Annotated in this window: 10 protein-coding genes; 5 read left to right on the top strand and 5 right to left on the bottom strand. The window is 69.1% G+C overall.

Annotated features, from left to right (window positions below):
* The first annotated feature begins 40 nt into the window (after positions 1-40).
* Complete coding sequence (locus tag Q7W82_RS04830; RefSeq protein ID WP_242160241.1) at positions 41-1,561, top strand: acetyl-CoA hydrolase/transferase family protein; 1,521 nt, start codon at positions 41-43, stop codon at positions 1,559-1,561.
* A gap of 746 nt (positions 1,562-2,307) precedes the next feature.
* On the opposite strand, the gene Q7W82_RS04825 is transcribed toward Q7W82_RS04830, so the two are convergent.
* From Q7W82_RS04825 to Q7W82_RS04805, 5 genes are all read right to left on the bottom strand, one after another.
* Entirely contained in the window at positions 2,308-2,607 is a 300-nt protein-coding gene (locus Q7W82_RS04825) for a GIY-YIG nuclease family protein (protein WP_242160240.1), read from the bottom strand.
* Positions 2,608-3,142: 535 nt separating this feature from the next.
* Positions 3,143-4,216: a 3-deoxy-7-phosphoheptulonate synthase gene (locus tag Q7W82_RS04820; protein WP_017911936.1), complete on the bottom strand. Its 1,074-nt coding sequence runs from the start codon at positions 4,214-4,216 to the stop codon at positions 3,143-3,145.
* A gap of 337 nt (positions 4,217-4,553) precedes the next feature.
* Positions 4,554-7,463 (bottom strand): TonB-dependent receptor, encoded by a 2,910-nt coding sequence (locus Q7W82_RS04815; RefSeq protein WP_242160261.1) that lies wholly within the window; start codon positions 7,461-7,463, stop codon positions 4,554-4,556.
* Positions 7,464-8,359: 896 nt separating this feature from the next.
* Entirely contained in the window at positions 8,360-10,006 is a 1,647-nt protein-coding gene (gene groL, locus Q7W82_RS04810) for a chaperonin GroEL (RefSeq protein ID WP_010340980.1), read from the bottom strand.
* A gap of 147 nt (positions 10,007-10,153) precedes the next feature.
* On the bottom strand, positions 10,154-10,441 hold the full coding sequence (locus Q7W82_RS04805; RefSeq protein ID WP_010340979.1) for a co-chaperone GroES: 288 nt from the start codon (positions 10,439-10,441) through the stop codon (positions 10,154-10,156).
* 280 nt (positions 10,442-10,721) lie between these two features.
* On the opposite strand from Q7W82_RS04805, the gene Q7W82_RS04800 reads away from it, so the two are divergent.
* From Q7W82_RS04800 to Q7W82_RS04785, 4 genes are all read left to right on the top strand, one after another.
* Entirely contained in the window at positions 10,722-12,497 is a 1,776-nt protein-coding gene (locus Q7W82_RS04800; protein ID WP_242160239.1) for an endonuclease, read from the top strand.
* A 157-nt stretch (positions 12,498-12,654) separates the two neighbouring features.
* A complete protein-coding gene (gene cutA / locus Q7W82_RS04795; protein ID WP_242160238.1) occupies positions 12,655-12,987 on the top strand; it encodes a divalent-cation tolerance protein CutA in 333 nt (110 codons plus the stop codon).
* Between the two features lie 4 nt (positions 12,988-12,991).
* Positions 12,992-15,286 carry a protein-disulfide reductase DsbD gene (locus tag Q7W82_RS04790; RefSeq protein WP_242160237.1) on the top strand — a complete coding sequence of 765 codons (2,295 nt, stop codon included), beginning with the start codon at positions 12,992-12,994 and terminating at the stop codon, positions 15,284-15,286.
* Positions 15,283-15,873: a TlpA disulfide reductase family protein gene (locus tag Q7W82_RS04785; protein ID WP_242160236.1), complete on the top strand. Its 591-nt coding sequence runs from the start codon at positions 15,283-15,285 to the stop codon at positions 15,871-15,873. Before Q7W82_RS04790 ends, Q7W82_RS04785 begins: the two co-directional genes overlap by 4 nt.
* Positions 15,874-15,964 lie beyond the last annotated feature (91 nt).

Raw genomic sequence — 15,964 nt, 5'->3', positions numbered from 1 at the left:
CGCGATAATTGCCGTCCCCTTCCCACGCCATGGTCGCCGCATGTCCGCCGAACGCATCCTCCATCCCCGCCTGCGCGAACGCATCGTCAGCGCCGAGGCCGCGGCGGCGTTGATCCAGCCCGGCGAGACGGTGGCGATGAGCGGCTTCACCGGCTCGGGCTATCCCAAGGCGGTGCCGATGGCGCTGGCGCAGCGCATCGAGGCGGCGCACCTGCAGGGCCAATCCTTCAAGATCCAGCTGATGACCGGCGCCTCCACCGCGCCGGAGCTGGACGGTGCGCTGGCCAAGGCCGATGGCATCGCCCTGCGCATGCCGTTCCAGTCCGATCCGGACGCGCGCCAGCGCATCAACGCCGGCAGCCTGGACTACATCGACATCCACCTCAGCCACGTCGCCCAGCACGTGTGGTTCGGTTTCTACGGCGAGATCGACACCGCGGTGGTGGAAGTGTCCGGCATCCGCGAAGACGGCAGCCTGATCCCGTCGACCTCGGTCGGCAACAACAAGACCTGGCTGGACCTGGCGAAGAAGGTGATCGTCGAGGTCAACGACTGGCAGCCGGCCGGCATCGACGGCATGCACGACGTGTACTACGGCACCGCGCTGCCACCACAGCGCAAGCCGATCCCGCTGCTGCATGCCGACGACCGCATCGGCGAGCCATCGCTGCGCTGCGACCCGGACAAGATCGTGGCGGTGGTGCGCACCCACGGCCCCGACCGCAACAGCCCGTTCACCCCGGCCGACGCCACCAGCCAGCGCATCGCCGAACACCTGATCGCGTTCTTCCAGCACGAGGTCGGCAAGGGCCGGCTGCCGCCGAACCTGTTGCCGCTGCAGTCGGGCGTGGGCAACATCCCCAACGCGGTGCTGGCGGGGCTGGCCAAGAGCGGCTTCCGCGATCTCAGCGCGTTCACCGAAGTGATCCAGGACGGCATGCTCGACCTGCTGCGCAGCGGCGTGCTCAAGGTCGCCTCGTGCACCGGCTTCGCACTGAGTCCGGAGGCCAACGAGGAATTCAAGCGCAACATCGACTTCTATCGCGAGCGCATCATCCTGCGCACGCAGGAGATCTCCAACCATCCGGAGCTGGTGCGGCGGCTGGGCTGCATCGGCATGAACGGCATGATCGAGGCCGACCTGTACGGCAACGTCAACTCCACCCACGTGATGGGCAGCCGCATCATGAACGGCATCGGCGGCTCCGGCGACTTCGCGCGCAACGGCTTCCTGTCGATCTTCCTCAGCCCGAGTACCGCGAAGAACGGCAGCATCTCCTCGATCGTGCCGATGGTCAGCCACGTCGACCACACCGAGCACGACGTGTCCATCATCGTCACCGAGCACGGCCTGGCCGACCTGCGCGGCCTGCCGCCGCGGCAGCGCGCGCAGCAGCTGCTCGCGCACTGCGTGGACCCGAGCTACCGCGCGCAGCTGCAGGACTATTTCGACCGCGCCCTGCACGCCAGCTACGGCAAGCACACCCCGCACCTGCTGCCCGAGGCGCTGTCCTGGCACCAGCGCTGGCTGGACACCGGCACGATGCACACCGGCGGCTGAGCGGCGGGCCGGTGAAAGCGCTCCTACAACCTTTGGAGGCTCAATGAGTAACTGCAGGACCGCGCGTCGGGACTGAAGTCCCTCCCACAGTGCGGCCCTCTTTCATCCGACATCTGCACCGATGTCGGCGCCGTCGTAGGAGCGGCTTCAGCCGCGACACGTCTGCCCGGGGTCGCGCTTGAAAGCGCTCCTACAACTGTTGGCGATGGTTCTGCCGGAGGCTCGGTGAGCAACTGCAGGACCGCGGGTCGGGACTGAAGTCCCTCCCACAATGCAGCCCTCTTTTCATCCGACATCTGCGCCGATGTCGGCGCCGTCGTAGGAGCGGCTTCAGCCGCGACACGTCTGTCCCGGGGTCGCGCTTGAAAGCGCTCCTACAACTGTTGGCGATTGTTCTGTCGGAGGCTCAATGAGTAACTGCAGGACCGCGCGTCGGGACTGAAGTCCCTTCCACAGGGCGGCCCTCTTCATCCGACATCTGCACCGATGTCGGCGCCGTCGTAGGAGCGGCTTCAGCCGCGACACGTCTGTCCCGGGGGCGTGCTTGAAAGCGCTCCTACAATTGTTGGCGATGGTTCTGCTGGAGGTGCAGTGAGCAACTGCAGGACCGCGCGTCGGGACTGAAGTCCCTCCCACAGTGCAGCCCTCTTTTCATCCGACATCTGCACCGATGTCGGCGCCGTCGTAGGAGCGGCTTCAGCCGCGAGAGGCGCTACCGGTCAAGCCTGTCGCGGCTGAAGCCGCTCCTACATCGCTGCGGATTCGGCTACCGGTTGCAGCGGCGTGGGTTCCGGCGACGCCAGGAACGCCAGCTTGCGGCCGCGTGGCAGCTGCTTGAGCGCGTATTCGGCGCGCGAGGCAGCGGCACGGTCCGGGTAGGCACGGCTGGCCAGCAGGCGCACCGGCGGGTTGGCGCGGGTGTACTTGGCGCCGGTGCCGCGCAGGTGCGCCTGGAAGCGGGCCTGCAGGTCCGGGGTGATGCCCGCGTAGTAGCTGCCGTTGCGGCATTCGAGCAGGTACAGGAACCAGGGCGAGTCGGCGGCCATGCAGGCATTATCGACACGGTGGCCGGTTTCGCCAGCAGCGCCGTCCGCACATGCGTGCATGCCACCTTGGGCATCACCTATTGGTCAGACCGAAATGTCGGCCAGCGCTGCGCTGGCGGCATCGGCCAGCTGCCGGCCGTCGGCCGTCGGCCGTCGGCCGTCGGCGGTCAGCTTGATCCCACGCGCATGGCGCTGGAAGCGTGGCGCCGCGCAGGGCCTGGCGCGGCCGGCAGGTGATCGCCGCTGCCCACCCATCCATTCGCAGCGTGCACATCCCAGCGCGCCGTTTCCGCGCCGTCGCGCTGAACCGGCGACAACAGGCTTTAACGCGCTGCGAACACCTTGCCAGCCGCTGCCACACACCGGCATACCGCCGCCACCGGACAGGCGGATAACGTCATCACCGGCACGCAGCCGTCGACACCGAAGCTCTCTCCCTTCGCATTCGGCGGCGCGTCCGGCCCCTCTTCGGGGCGTTCCTCGCCCTCCACGCACGCAGCCGGTCAGGCTGCGTGCGCTTCCCCAACCACCGCCCTCACGCCGCCTGCGCCACGCGCGCCTGGCGCCGCGCGCGCACCGCCTGCGCCAGCCGCTCCAGCACCTGCACCGAGCTGTCCCAGTCGATGCAGCCGTCGGTGATGCTCTGGCCGTAGACCAGCGGCTGGCCGGCCACCAGGTCCTGGCGGCCGCCGCGCAGGTGGCTCTCCACCATCGCGCCGACGATGCGGGTCTGCCCGGCCTCGAGCTGGCGGGCGATGTCCTCGATCACCTTGGGTTGGTTGTCCGGGTTCTTGCCGCTGTTGGCGTGGCTGGCGTCGACCATCAGCCGCGCCGGCAGGCCGGCCTTCTCCAGCACCTGCGCCGCCGCGGCCACGCTGTCGGCGTCGTAGTTGGGCTGGGTGCCGCCGCGCAGGATCACGTGGCAGTCGGGATTGCCGGCGGTCGCTGCGACTGCGGTCTGCCCGTCCTTGGTCACCGCCAGGAAATGGTGCGGGTGCGAGGCCGCGCCGACCGCGTCGACCGCGATCTTGACGTCGCCGCTGGTGCCGTTCTTGAAGCCCACCGGGCACGACAGGCCCGAGGCCATCTCGCGGTGCACCTGGCTCTCGGTGGTGCGCGCGCCGATCGCGCCCCAGGCCACCAGGTCGGCGATGTACTGCGGCGAGATGATGTCGAGGAACTCCACGCCGGCCGGCAGGCCGAGGCGGTTGATGTCGCGCAGCAGGCCGCGGGCCAGGCGCAGGCCCTTGTTGATGTCGAAGCTGCCATCGAGGTTGGGATCGTTGATCAGGCCCTTCCAGCCCACCGTGGTGCGCGGCTTCTCGAAGTACACCCGCATCACGATCTCCAGCGCGTCGCCGTAGGTCTCGCGCAGCGGGCGCAGGCGCTGCGCGTATTCCATCGCCGCGACCGGGTCGTGGATCGAGCAGGGGCCGATCACCACCGCCAGGCGGTCGTCGCGGCCGTGCAGGATTTCGTGCAGCGCCGCGCGCGCGGCAGTGACGGTCTGCGAGGCCTCTTCGTCGCAGGGCAGCAGCGCCTGCAGTTGGGAGGGCGGGGTCAGCGGTTCGATCTTGCGGATGCGCAGATCGTCGGTGTGGGGGGCCATGTGCGTGTCTCGTCGGGGGGCTGGGTGGGGGCCAGATCCGGCGGCATGAAAAAAGCCGCCAGGTTCGCTGGCGGCTTTCGGGATTGCGGCTGAAGTTTCCTTCAGGGTGAACGCGATCCTTCCTCCGCCAGCGGCATCGGAAAACCGTAGTACCAAAAGTAAAAGCTGCGGCAGGAAGCGTTCATGGGACGTAGTGATAACACAGGGTTTGCGGCGGCGCCACAGTTGCATCAGCAACTTGTGGAGCCGGGAAAGGGGAACCGGGAATGGGGAATCGGAAAAGCAGCACCGTCGCCCGCTCTCGATTCCCTATTCCCGACTCCCCATTCCCCGCCCCTCAGAAATCCAGCACATACTCCGCCGCCACCTCGCGGCCGATCGCGTCGTACAGGGTGGTGTTGTAGAACTGGTAGCCGTAGTAGCGCTCCTTGTTGTCGTAGCCGACGGTATTGAGCACGTTGTTGATGTACAGGTTGACCTTCATCTTCGGGGCGATGCGGTAGCCGGCGGTGAGGTTCCAGTACAGCGCCGGGCCGACGCGGCCGAAATAGCGGGTGGTGCTCTCGCCGAAGTGGCGGTTGCCGCTGTCGGTGACGCGGCAGGCGTCGGAGGGACTGGGCTGGTAGCCGTCGTCGAAGCGGGTGCAGGTGCCCCAGTTCACCGCCTGGGTGGAGCCGAAGCGCTTGGCGTACACGGTCAGGTCCAGCGGGCCGCCGTTCTCCCAATGCACGCTGCCGCGCAGCTTGCTGCGGATCTTCTGGTCGCGCAGGTTCTTGTCGTCGTCGGTGCGGTAGGTCTGCTCGTGGTAGCCGATCAGGTTGTTGTAATCCAGGGCGAAACTGAAGTTGCCCCAGCGCGCGGTGTTGAGGCGGTACTTCAGCGAGGCGTCGACGCCGGACACGTGCATCTGCGCGATGTTGATCGGCCCCTGCTCGATGCCGGTGACGCGGCCGGCGGCATCGCGCGCGACGCGCGAGAGGATGCGCGCGCAGTACTCGGCGCCACCGGGATTGACCCACACGCCGCCGGCGGTGGTCAGGCCGGTGCGGCAGCCGGCTTCGGCGCTGAGCACCTCGTCGCGGTTGAGGTCCTTGATCATGTCCTGCAGCCGGATCCGGTAGTAATCCGCGGTCAACGACAGGCCCTCGGCGATGTCCCAGACGAAGCCGGCGGTGACCGAGCGGCCGTGCTCCGATTCCAGGTCGGGCGTGCCGCGGCGGTTGACCTGCATCAGGTAGAACACGTCGCTGTTCTCGGCGCTGCAGCCGCCGGTGAGGTAGTAGCCCTTCTGGATGCAGCGGTACTGGTCGATCACGGTCTGCTGGGTGGAGCTGGGTTCGCCGAGCACGTAGTGCATGTCCGGGGCGCGGAAGCTGGTGGCGACACTGCCGCGCAGCAGCAGCGTGCTCAGCGGCCGCCACTCCAGGCCGGCGCTCCAAGTGGTGTCGCGCTGGGTGCCGATCGCCGCGCCCAGGTCGCTGCCGTAGGCGCGGTAGTCGCCGTAGCGGTCGTGGCGCGCGGCCAGGCTGGCGTTGAGCTTGGACAGCAGCGGCACGTCGAACTCGATGCCGCCGGAATAGCGCAGGCGCTCGCCGCCGCCGTAGTCGACCACGTCCAGCGGATAGCAGGTGTTGGCGCACGGGTCCGGCGCCAGCCGGTAGCCCTGCTTGGCCACTTCGCCGACGGCGGCGAACTTGATCGGCCCGGCCCAGCCCTGCAGCAGCTCGCCGGTGATGTTGGCGCTGGCCTGGTTGACCCAGGAATCGGCGCGGTTGTGTGCCTTCACCGCCAGGTCGTCGTACTGCGCGCCGGTCAGCGGCTGGTACCAACGTTCCTCGTTGAGATCGTAGATCGGCGTGCCGTCGGCGGTGCTGCCCAGCTGCGGGCCGAGGAAGTAGGCGGTGGCCTTCTGCGTGTCCACGGTACGCACGTATTCGTCGACGGTGTAGCGCGCGCGGCCCACCGCCACTTCCCAGTCGAAGCGATCGGCAAGGCGGCCCTTGAGGCCGGCGCTCAGGTCCCAGGACAGTTCCTTGGTGGTGTTGGCCAGGTTCTTCCAGCCGCCGGACTCGAAGCGGGTCAGCTGGCGGATCGCATACAGGTCGCGGTCGCTGCCGGTGTCGTGGAACGGGCCGAGATAGACGTAGGGCGGATCGTAGGTCCAGTAGCCGAGGCTCTTGGTCGTGGACAGCGTGCTCCAGGCCTGCACGCCGTTGTCGAAGTCGAAGGTGCCGTACAGATAGGCCGAGCCGCTGTCGCCGCCGCTGGCGGCCAGCCAGTCGGCGTAGTCGTGGGCCATGCCGCAGTAGCCGCCGAGGTTGCGCACGGTGTCGCTGTTGTAGTCGTAGCTCAGCCGCTGCGCGTCGATGAACTGGCCGCCGAAGCGTGCGCAGGTACCGCTGGGCGGCGCCAGGCGCGTGTTGTCGCCGGCGTCGACCAGGCTCAGGCCGGTGAACGGATTGAAGCCGTACTTGCGCGCCTGCGCGGTCCAGTTGCTGTAGGACTCGTCGTCCTGGTCGTCCATCTTCGGCCGCTCGCCGACCGAGAGCGGATCGCGCCGGGTCCACTGCAGCGCGTAGGTCAGGTTCCACTTGCCGCCGCTGCGGCCGCCGACCCAGGACAGGTCGACCACGTCGCGCCCGCCGGCGGTGGCGGTGCCGCCGCGCAGGCGCACCTGGTTGCCTTCGTAGCCCTGCTTGAGGATCACGTTGATGACGCCGGCGACCGCGTCCGAGCCGTAGATCGCCGAGGCGCCGCCGGTGAGGATCTCGATGCGCTCCACCGCGGCGGAGGGAATGTTGGCGTAGTTGGCGAAGTTGCTCTCGCCGGCGTAGGGCTGCGGGTAGTCGGCGACGCGGTGGCCGTTGACCAGCAGCAGCGTGCGCCCGGGGCCGAGGTCGCGCAGGCTCACCGGCGAAGCGTTGGGCGTGTGCGAGCCGTACTTGGTGTCGGCCTCGACGCTGCCCTGCTGGTTGAGCGTGCTGAGCACGTCGTAGACGGTGAGGAAACCTTCCTGCTGGATCTGCTGCGCGCTGATCGTCAACACCGGCTCGGCGCCCTCCACTTCCGAGCGCTTGATCCGCGAGCCGGTCACCACGACCTGGCCCAGGTCGGTAGCGGCGGCCTTGGGCGCGGCGGTGTCGGCGTCCTGCGCGCGCGCCTCGGCGGCGCCGTACAGCGCCAGCACGATGCCGAACGCAAGCGTGGTGGATGAGCGAAGTGGCATGCGATGTCCCCGGCGGCGGATGGAAGCAGCGCCGTGCGAACACGAGCTGCGGCGTCCTCTTCGCTGCGCCGCGCCCATGGCCGTGCCACGCATGCCGCGGGCACGCGCCACCCTGCGCCGGCCGCGGCGCACAGAAGAAGACGAACATGCGGGCATGCAGATCCCCCTGGACGCCCGTACGCCCTAACCTGCATGGCGCTGAAAACGCTGTCAACACGCGGCCGCACCACGCGTGTAGACGATTGCGTGTTGTGCGCGATTCGCCGCGCAGCGCGCCGATTCCCGCCGCATCGCGATCGCAGGCAGTGCCAGCCGCAACGCTGGCGGAGACGCTGCTGGGCAACGATGGGCTGCACGCGCATCGCGATCGCGTGCCCCTCTCCCGTTGGGAGAGGGGTTGGGGTGAGGGTCCGGCGCGCAGCGTCTCGCGGTGTTTGGGCGCATGGCGGGACGCCTGCATTCTCATCCCGCCTGTCGTGGCACTGCCGCCTGCAGCGCCTGTGCCGCACCTCGGTCGGAAGATCGCACAAGCCCGGCGCAGGCAGCTTCCAGAATGCGCTTCGCCGCTTTCCGCAGCTCGGCGAGACACGCCGTTGCCCTCGCAGGAGCGGCTTCAGCCGCGACGGGCAATGCCGGTAACGCTTCGTCGCGGCTGAAGCCGCTCCTACCACATGGTTCCCTCGTCTTTTCCGAAGTGCGCTACACACGCTCGCCAAGCAGGTTCTGCGGCGTCACGGCAAGCGGATGCGCCGCGGCGTTGCCCCAGGCGCGCGAACCCGCGGGCGAGCGCATCGGCATGCCATCGCGATGACCGTCACGCGGTGCGGCCGCCACCGGCGCGCGCACAAAAAAAGAGCCCCGCATCGCTGCGGGGCTCCTTTCGATTGCGTGGAACAGGTCGGCCGAAACCGGCTGGATCAGAAATCCATGCCGCCCATGCCGCCCATGCCGCCACCCATGCCGCCCGGCGCGGCCGGCTCTTCCTTCTTCGGGGCCTCGGCCACCATCGCTTCGGTGGTGATCATCAGGCCGGCGATCGAGGCGGCGTTCTGCAGCGCCGAACGGGTCACCTTGGTCGGGTCCAGGATGCCGAACTCGACCATGTCGCCGAACTCGCCGTTGGCGGCGTTGTAGCCGAAGTTGCCGCTGCCTTCCTTGACCTTGTTGAGGATCACGGACGGCTCTTCGCCGGCGTTGGTGACGATCTCGCGCAGCGGCGCTTCCATCGCGCGCAGCGCGATCTGGATGCCGTGGGTCTGATCTTCATTGGCGCCCTTCAGCTCGCCGATCGCGCTCAGCGCGCGCACCAGCGCCACGCCGCCGCCCGGGACCACGCCTTCTTCCACCGCCGCACGGGTCGCGTGCAGGGCGTCTTCGACGCGCGCCTTCTTTTCCTTCATCTCGATCTCGGTCGAGGCACCGACCTTGATCACCGCCACGCCGCCGGCCAGCTTGGCCACGCGCTCCTGCAGCTTCTCGCGGTCGTAGTCCGAAGAGGTCTCTTCGATCTGCGCCTTGATCTGCTTGATGCGCGACTCGATCGCCGAGGTGTCGCCGGCGCCGTCGATGATGGTGGTGTTCTCCTTGGAGACCTGCACCTTCTTGGCGCGGCCCAGGTCCTTGATGGTCGCCTTTTCCAGCGCCAGGCCCACTTCCTCGGAGATCACGGTGCCGCCGGTCAGCACGGCCATGTCTTCCAGCATCGCCTTGCGACGGTCGCCGAAGCCCGGGGCCTTGACCGCCACGACCTTGACGATGCCGCGGATGGTGTTGACCACCAGGGTCGCCAACGCCTCGCCTTCCACTTCCTCGGCGACGATCAGCAGCGGCTTGCCGGCCTTGGCCACGCCTTCCAGCACCGGCAGCAGGTCACGCACGTTGGAGATCTTCTTGTCGTGCAGCAGCACGAACGGGTCGTCCAGGTCGGCCTGCTGGCTCTGCTGGTTGTTGATGAAGTACGGCGACAGGTAGCCGCGGTCGAACTGCATGCCCTCGACCACGTCCAGCTCGTTCTCCAGGCCCGAGCCTTCCTCGACCGTGATCACGCCTTCCTTGCCGACCTTCTTCATCGCGTCGGCGATGATGTTGCCGATCGACTCGTCGGAGTTGGCGGAGATGGTGCCGACCTGGGCGATGGCCTTGTCGTCGGCGGTGGGCTTGCTGATCTTCTTCAGCTCGGCCACGGCGGCCACGACGGCCTTGTCGATGCCGCGCTTGAGGTCCATCGGGTTCATGCCGGCGGCGACCGCCTTGGAACCTTCGCGGATCAGCGCCTGCGCCAGCACGGTGGCGGTGGTGGTGCCGTCGCCGGCGTTGTCGGAGGTCTTGGACGCGACTTCCTTCACCATCTGCGCGCCCATGTTCTCGAACTTGTCGGCCAGTTCGATTTCCTTGGCGACGGAGACGCCGTCCTTGGTGATGGTCGGGGCGCCGAAGCTCTTCTCGAGCACGACGTTGCGGCCCTTCGGGCCCAGGGTGGCCTTGACGGCATTGGCGAGGATGTTGACGCCGCGCACCATGCGCGAACGGGCGTCTTCACCGAAACGGATATCTTTGGCAGCCATGTTGAGTTACCTCGGGAATAGGGAATGGAGAACAGGGAATAGGCAGATCAAGAGCGGGCGGTCGGGACGAGAAGGAAATCGCGGGCGAAGAAGGCGCCTGACCGATTCCCGATTCACCATTCCCGATTCCCGCGATCGGCGGCGCTGTTAGCCGACGATCGCCAGCACGTCGTCTTCGCGCAGCACCTTGTACTCGACGCCTTCGGCCTTGTAGCTGGAACCGGCGTACTGGCCGTAGATGACCTTGTCGCCGACCTTGAGCGCCGGGGCGCGCACGCTGCCGTTGTCCAGCGGCTTGCCGGCGCCGACGGCCACGACTTCGCCCTTGGTGGACTTTTCCTTGGCCGAATCCGGGATCACGATGCCGCCGGCGGAGATTTCGTCGGCTTCGATCGGCTTGACTACGACGCGGTCGTGAAGCGGCTTGATGCTCATTGAGAGAGACCTCTTAAGTGATTGATTGGTCTAGGAAAGGCCGGCGATGTTAGCACTCGCCCATGACGACTGCCAGCAACGCTCGCGAAAAAACCCGGTAGCGCCGGGATGCGCCTGATGTAGTGCCGTGGCCGGCGCTTTCAAGGGCTGCGGGCAAAAAATTTTTGCCGAAGACGTGCCTTGCGTGCCAAGCAGTGACCGAATCCCGTCACAGTGTCACAGAGGCAGGCTAGGCTGAGCCCGGACCCAGGGGGGGATCCGTCACCAAAAGGAGTTGTCGATGAAGCCATCCGCCGTTGCGCTGCCGCTGGCCTGCCTGCTCGCCCTTGCCGGGCCGGCCCAGGCCGCCGTATTCATCAATGAATTGCATTATGACGATGCCACCGCCGCCGGCGACACCGGCGAAGGCGTGGAGATCGTCGCCACCGCCGGGGAGAGCCTGAGCGGCTACCGCGTCTATCTGTACAACGGCAGCAACCCGAGCTCGGCCACCGCCTACGCCAACAGCGCGGTGCCGGCCGGCAACCTGGTCAGCTGCGGCGGGCAGGTGCGCATCGCCACGGTCAGCTATGCCAGCAACGGCATCCAGAACGGGCCCAACGATGGCCTGGCGCTGGTCGACGGCAACGGCAAGGTGGTGCAGTTCCTCAGCTACGAGGGCAGCATCACCGGCGGCGGCGGCCCCGCCGCGGGCATGACCAGCCAGAACCTGCCGGTCAGCGAGAGCAACAGCACCCCGGCCGGCACCTCGCTGCAGCTGCGCGGCAACGGCAGCGCCGCGGCCGATTTCAGCTGGAGCGAGAGCGCCACCAGCACCTTCGGCGCCTGCAACAACGGCCAGACCTTCGCCGGCGGCAGCAGCAATGCCGCGCCGACCGTGACCGCCACCACCCCGACCCAGGGCGCCACCGACTTCCCCGCCGCCGGCGACCTGGCGGTGACCTTCAGCGAGGCGGTGAGCCTGGCCAGCGGCGCGTTCGGCCTGAGTTGCCAGCAGTCCGGCAGCGTGGCGCTGACCTACCCCAGCAGCGGCACCCAGTTCGCCCTGTCCACCAACACCGCACTGAAGGCCGGCGAGAGCTGCACCCTGAGCATCGTCGCCGCACGCGTGAGCGATGCCGACGGCGCGCATCCGGCGCAGGACCGCAGCGTCGCCTTCAACGTCGCCAACGGTTCCGGCGGCGGCGGCAGCGGCGCCGGCACCTACTATTCGCAAGTCAACACCTCCAGCCCCAGCCAGCTGCGCTGCTCGCTGCACGAGACGATCAAGGGCCACACCGTCTACCCGTACAGCAGCAGCTCCGGCACCGATACCTGGGCCATCCTGGAGATCGCCGACGAGGATCCGAACAACAGCCAGCGCGTCCTCGACGCCTACCGCAACCGCAGCTACGCCAAGGGCACCGACCGTGCCGGCAGCGGCAGCGGCCTGAAGTACAACCGCGAGCACAGCTGGCCGAACTCGCTGGGCTTCGGCACCTCCACCGGCGACAAGGGCCTGCCCTACGCGCCGTACACCGACACCCACATGCTGTACCTGACCGACGCCACCTGGAACGCCGACCGCGGCAACAAGCCCTACGCCAAGTGCGACAGCAACTGCGGCGAGCGTGCCACCGAGGCCAACGCCGGCTTCGGCGGCGGCAGCGGCCGCTACCCGGGCAATTCCAACTGGGTGCGCACCCCGGACGGCAACAGCGGCACCTTCGAGGTGTGGGACCACCGCAAGGGCGACATGGCGCGTGCGGTGATGTACATGGCGATCCGCTATGAAGGCGGGGTCGACGCCAAGACCGGGCAGTCCGAGCCGGACCTGGAGCTGACCGACGACCGCAGCAAGATCGTCAAGACCTCGTCCTCGCCGGCCTACATGGGCCTGCTGTCGACCCTGATCGCGTGGAGCCAGCAGGACCCGCCGGACGACGCCGAGCGCGCCCGCAACGAGGTGATCTACAGCTTCCAGGGCAACCGCAACCCGTTCATCGACCACCCCGAGTGGGCGACCTCGTCGCTGTTCACTTCCGCCAAGCCCGCCAGTTGCCAGTTGGTCAACTGAGGCGTGATGCCTCGCCCGCTGCATTTGCAGCGGGCGGGGATGATCAGCCATTCGGCTGCTGAAAAGCCCGGGATTCGGGATTCGGGATTCAGAGCGGCGCCGGCTTTCCCCACGGGCGCCGCCAAAGCGGGGCCGGCATCCCTATACTGTCGGCCGCATGTCCGCGCCCGCCCTCCGCTTGCTGCTCAGCACCTGCCCCGATGCGGCCAGCGCCGCGCGGGTCGCCCAGGCGCTGGTCGACGAGCGCCTGGCCGCCTGCGTCAGCCGCCTGCCCGGCGTGCAGTCCACCTACCGCTGGCAAGGCGCGGTGGAACAGGGCGAGGAAGTGCTGCTGCTGATCAAGACCGCCGCCGACCGCCTGCCTGCCCTGCGGCAGCGGCTGTGCGCGTTGCACCCCTACGAGGTCCCCGAACTGGTCGAACTCGAGGTCGCCGGCGGCCTGCTGGCCTACCTGCAGTGGGTGCATGCCGAAACCCGTGAGGAACCGTAAGCCGATGACCCTGCTGCACCGCCTCGCCGCCCTGTGCCTGCTGGCCGTGGCCGCCTTCCCCGCCCTGGCGATCAGCGAAAAGGACTTGCTGCCGGTGGACCAGGCCTTCGCGCTCAGCGCGCAGGCGCCCGAACGCGGCCGCATCGCACTGCACTGGGACATCGCCAAGGGCTATTACCTGTACCGGCACCGCATCGCGGTCAAGGTGATCGGCGGCTTCAAGCCCAACCCGACCCTGCAGCTGCCGGCCGGCCACAAGAAGACCGACCCGTACTTCGGCGAGGTGGAGACCTACCGCGACGCGCTGAACGCGGTGCAGAGCGGCATCGCCGACCCCGGCACCGACCGCGTACAGGTCGAGGTGCGCTACCAGGGCTGCGCCGATGCAGGCGTGTGCTACCCGCCGCAGAAGCGCCTGCTCGAGGTGACCCTGCCGGCCGCCACCGCCACCGCCACCGCCGCTGCCGATCCCACGCCGGCGCCGGCCGCGCTGGGCGGGCTGCCGGGCAGTGGCCTGGGCGCGAGCACTGGCGCCAAGCCGCTGTTCGGCGCCGGCGCCGGCGCGGTGCAGGGCCTGCCCCTGCCCTCGGACCAGGCCTTCCACTTCGAAGCCATCGTCGGCGACGGCAATACCCTGCTGCTGCGCTTCACCCCGGCGCCCGGCTACTACCTGTACCGCGACCGCACCGCGCTGGCGCTGGAAGGCGCGCCCGGCATCCGCACCGGCATGCCGCGCTGGCCCAAGGGCAGCTCGCACCAGGACGAGCACTTCGGCAAGGTGGTGGTGTACTTCGACCAGACCGAGGTCACCGTGCCGCTGCAGCGCCAGCGCGCCGACGCCACCGAAGCGACCCTGGTGGCGACCTTCCAGGGCTGCCAGACCGACGGCATCTGCTACCCGCCGATGACCCGGCGGGTGAAGCTGGCGCTGCCCAAGGGCAGCATCACCCCGGCCGACCAGGCCGAGGTCAGCCCGCTGCTGGTGACCCCGCTGGACAGCCGCCAGGCCGACGCCAACGACGCGGCCGCCGCCACCGCCGCCGACGCCCTGCCGGCGACGCCGGACGCCTCGGCGCACAACGCCGCGCGCAGCGCCGCACCGCCGCCGGCCACGCAGAACCTGCTGTGGATCCTGCTGCTGGCGCTCGGCGGCGGCCTGCTGCTGAACCTGCTGCCGTGCGTGCTGCCGATCCTGTCGCTGAAGGTGCTGGGCCTGGCGCAGAGCGGCGAGAGCCGCGGCCGCGCCCGCAGCCATGCGCTGTGGTACACGCTGGGTGTGCTCGCCTCCTTCGCCGTGGTCGGCGGCATCGCCGTGGCCGCGCGCCTGCTGTGGGGCTTCCAGCTGCAGCGCCCGGGCTTCGTCGCGGTGCTGGTGTACCTGATGTTCGTGGTCGGGCTGAGCCTGTCGGGCGTGTTCACCCTCAGCGCCAACCTCGGTGGCGTCGGCCAGTCGCTGTCCACGCGCAGCGGCCCGGTCGGCGACTTCTTCACCGGCGTGCTGGCCTGCGTGGTGTCCAGCGCCTGCATCGGCCCGTTCATGGGCCCGGCGCTGGGCTATGCGCTGACCGCGCCGCCGGCGATGGCGATGCTGGTGTTCCTGACCCTGGGCCTGGGCCTGGCGCTGCCGTTCCTGCTGATCGGCTTCGTGCCGTCGCTGGCCAAGCGCCTGCCCAAGCCGGGCGCCTGGATGGAGACGCTCAAGCAGGTGCTGGCGTTCCCGATGTACCTGAGCGCGATCTGGCTGCTGTGGGTGCTGGGCAAGCAGCGCGGCGTGGACGCGGTGGCGCTGCTGCTGATCGGCGCCACCCTGCTGGCGCTGGGCCTGTGGTGGTTCGAGCGCGCGCGCTGGCGCGGGCATGCGCTGGGCACCCGCATGGCCAGCGTGTTGCTGCTGCTGGCGCTGCTGCCGGCCTGGGGCGTGACCCGGCTGCCGCCGCCCAGCGCCAGCGTCGAGCGCAACACCGTGGCCTATTCGCCACAGATGCTCGACCGCCTGCGCACCGACAACCGCGTGGTGTTCGTCAACATGACCGCCGACTGGTGCGTCACCTGCAAGGCCAACGAGCGCAACGTGTTCGACAGCGACGCGTTCCGCGACACCATCAAGCGGGTGGACGCGGTGTACATGAAGGGCGACTGGACCAACGAGGATCCGCGCATCAGCGCCTTCCTCGCCGAGCACAAGGCGGTGGGCGTGCCGCTGTACGTGGTGTACGGCCCCGGCGCGCCGCCGACGGTGCTGCCGCCGGTGCTGAGCCAGGCGGTGGTCGAGGACGCCCTGCTGCGCGCGGCGCGATGACCCCCGCCAGCGCGCGCCTGCTGGCGGTCGCCGCGGTGGCGGCAGTGCTCGGCGTGGCGGCGGCGCACTGGTGGGAACGACAGACGCCGGCCATGCCCCCGGCCGCGCCCGCCACGGCCAGCGGCCATGCGGCGCCGCCGGTCGCCGCGGCGCGCCCGGGCGATCCCGCCCCGGCGCTGCGCCTGCCCACGCTCGATGGCGGCCACCTGACCCTGGCGCAGTTCCGCAGCCGGCCGCTGCTGGTCAACGTGTGGGCGAGCTGGTGCGAGCCCTGCGTGCGCGAGATGCCGGAACTGGACCGGCTGGCCCGCGCGCAACCGGCCGACGGCCTGCAGGTGCTCGGTATCGCCCTGGACCGCGTCGAGGACGTGCGCGCCTTCCTGCAGCGGGTGCCGATCGGCTACCCGATCGCCCTGGAGATCCCCGGCCCGGCCGACGCCAGCGTGCGCCTGGGCGACACCCAGGGCCTGCTGCCGTACAGCGTGCTGATCGACGCCGACGGCCGCATCGTCAGGCAGAAGCTCGGCCCGTTCGCGCCGGGCGAAATCGAGGGCTGGGTGGGCGGTGGCGCCCAGCCGCCACGCTAGCCGGCAGAGCGCTGAACGCGCTCGCGTAGGAGCGGCTTCAGCCGCGACCAGGCATTACCGGCAAAGCCCGGTCGCGGCTGAAGCCGCTCCT

The organism is Xanthomonas indica, from assembly GCF_040529045.1.
In the GTDB taxonomy this organism is placed as follows: Bacteria; Pseudomonadota; Gammaproteobacteria; order Xanthomonadales; family Xanthomonadaceae; genus Xanthomonas_A; species Xanthomonas_A indica.
Note: the sequence above shows the minus strand (reverse complement) of the source record. Positions and strands in the feature narration are given on the sequence as shown.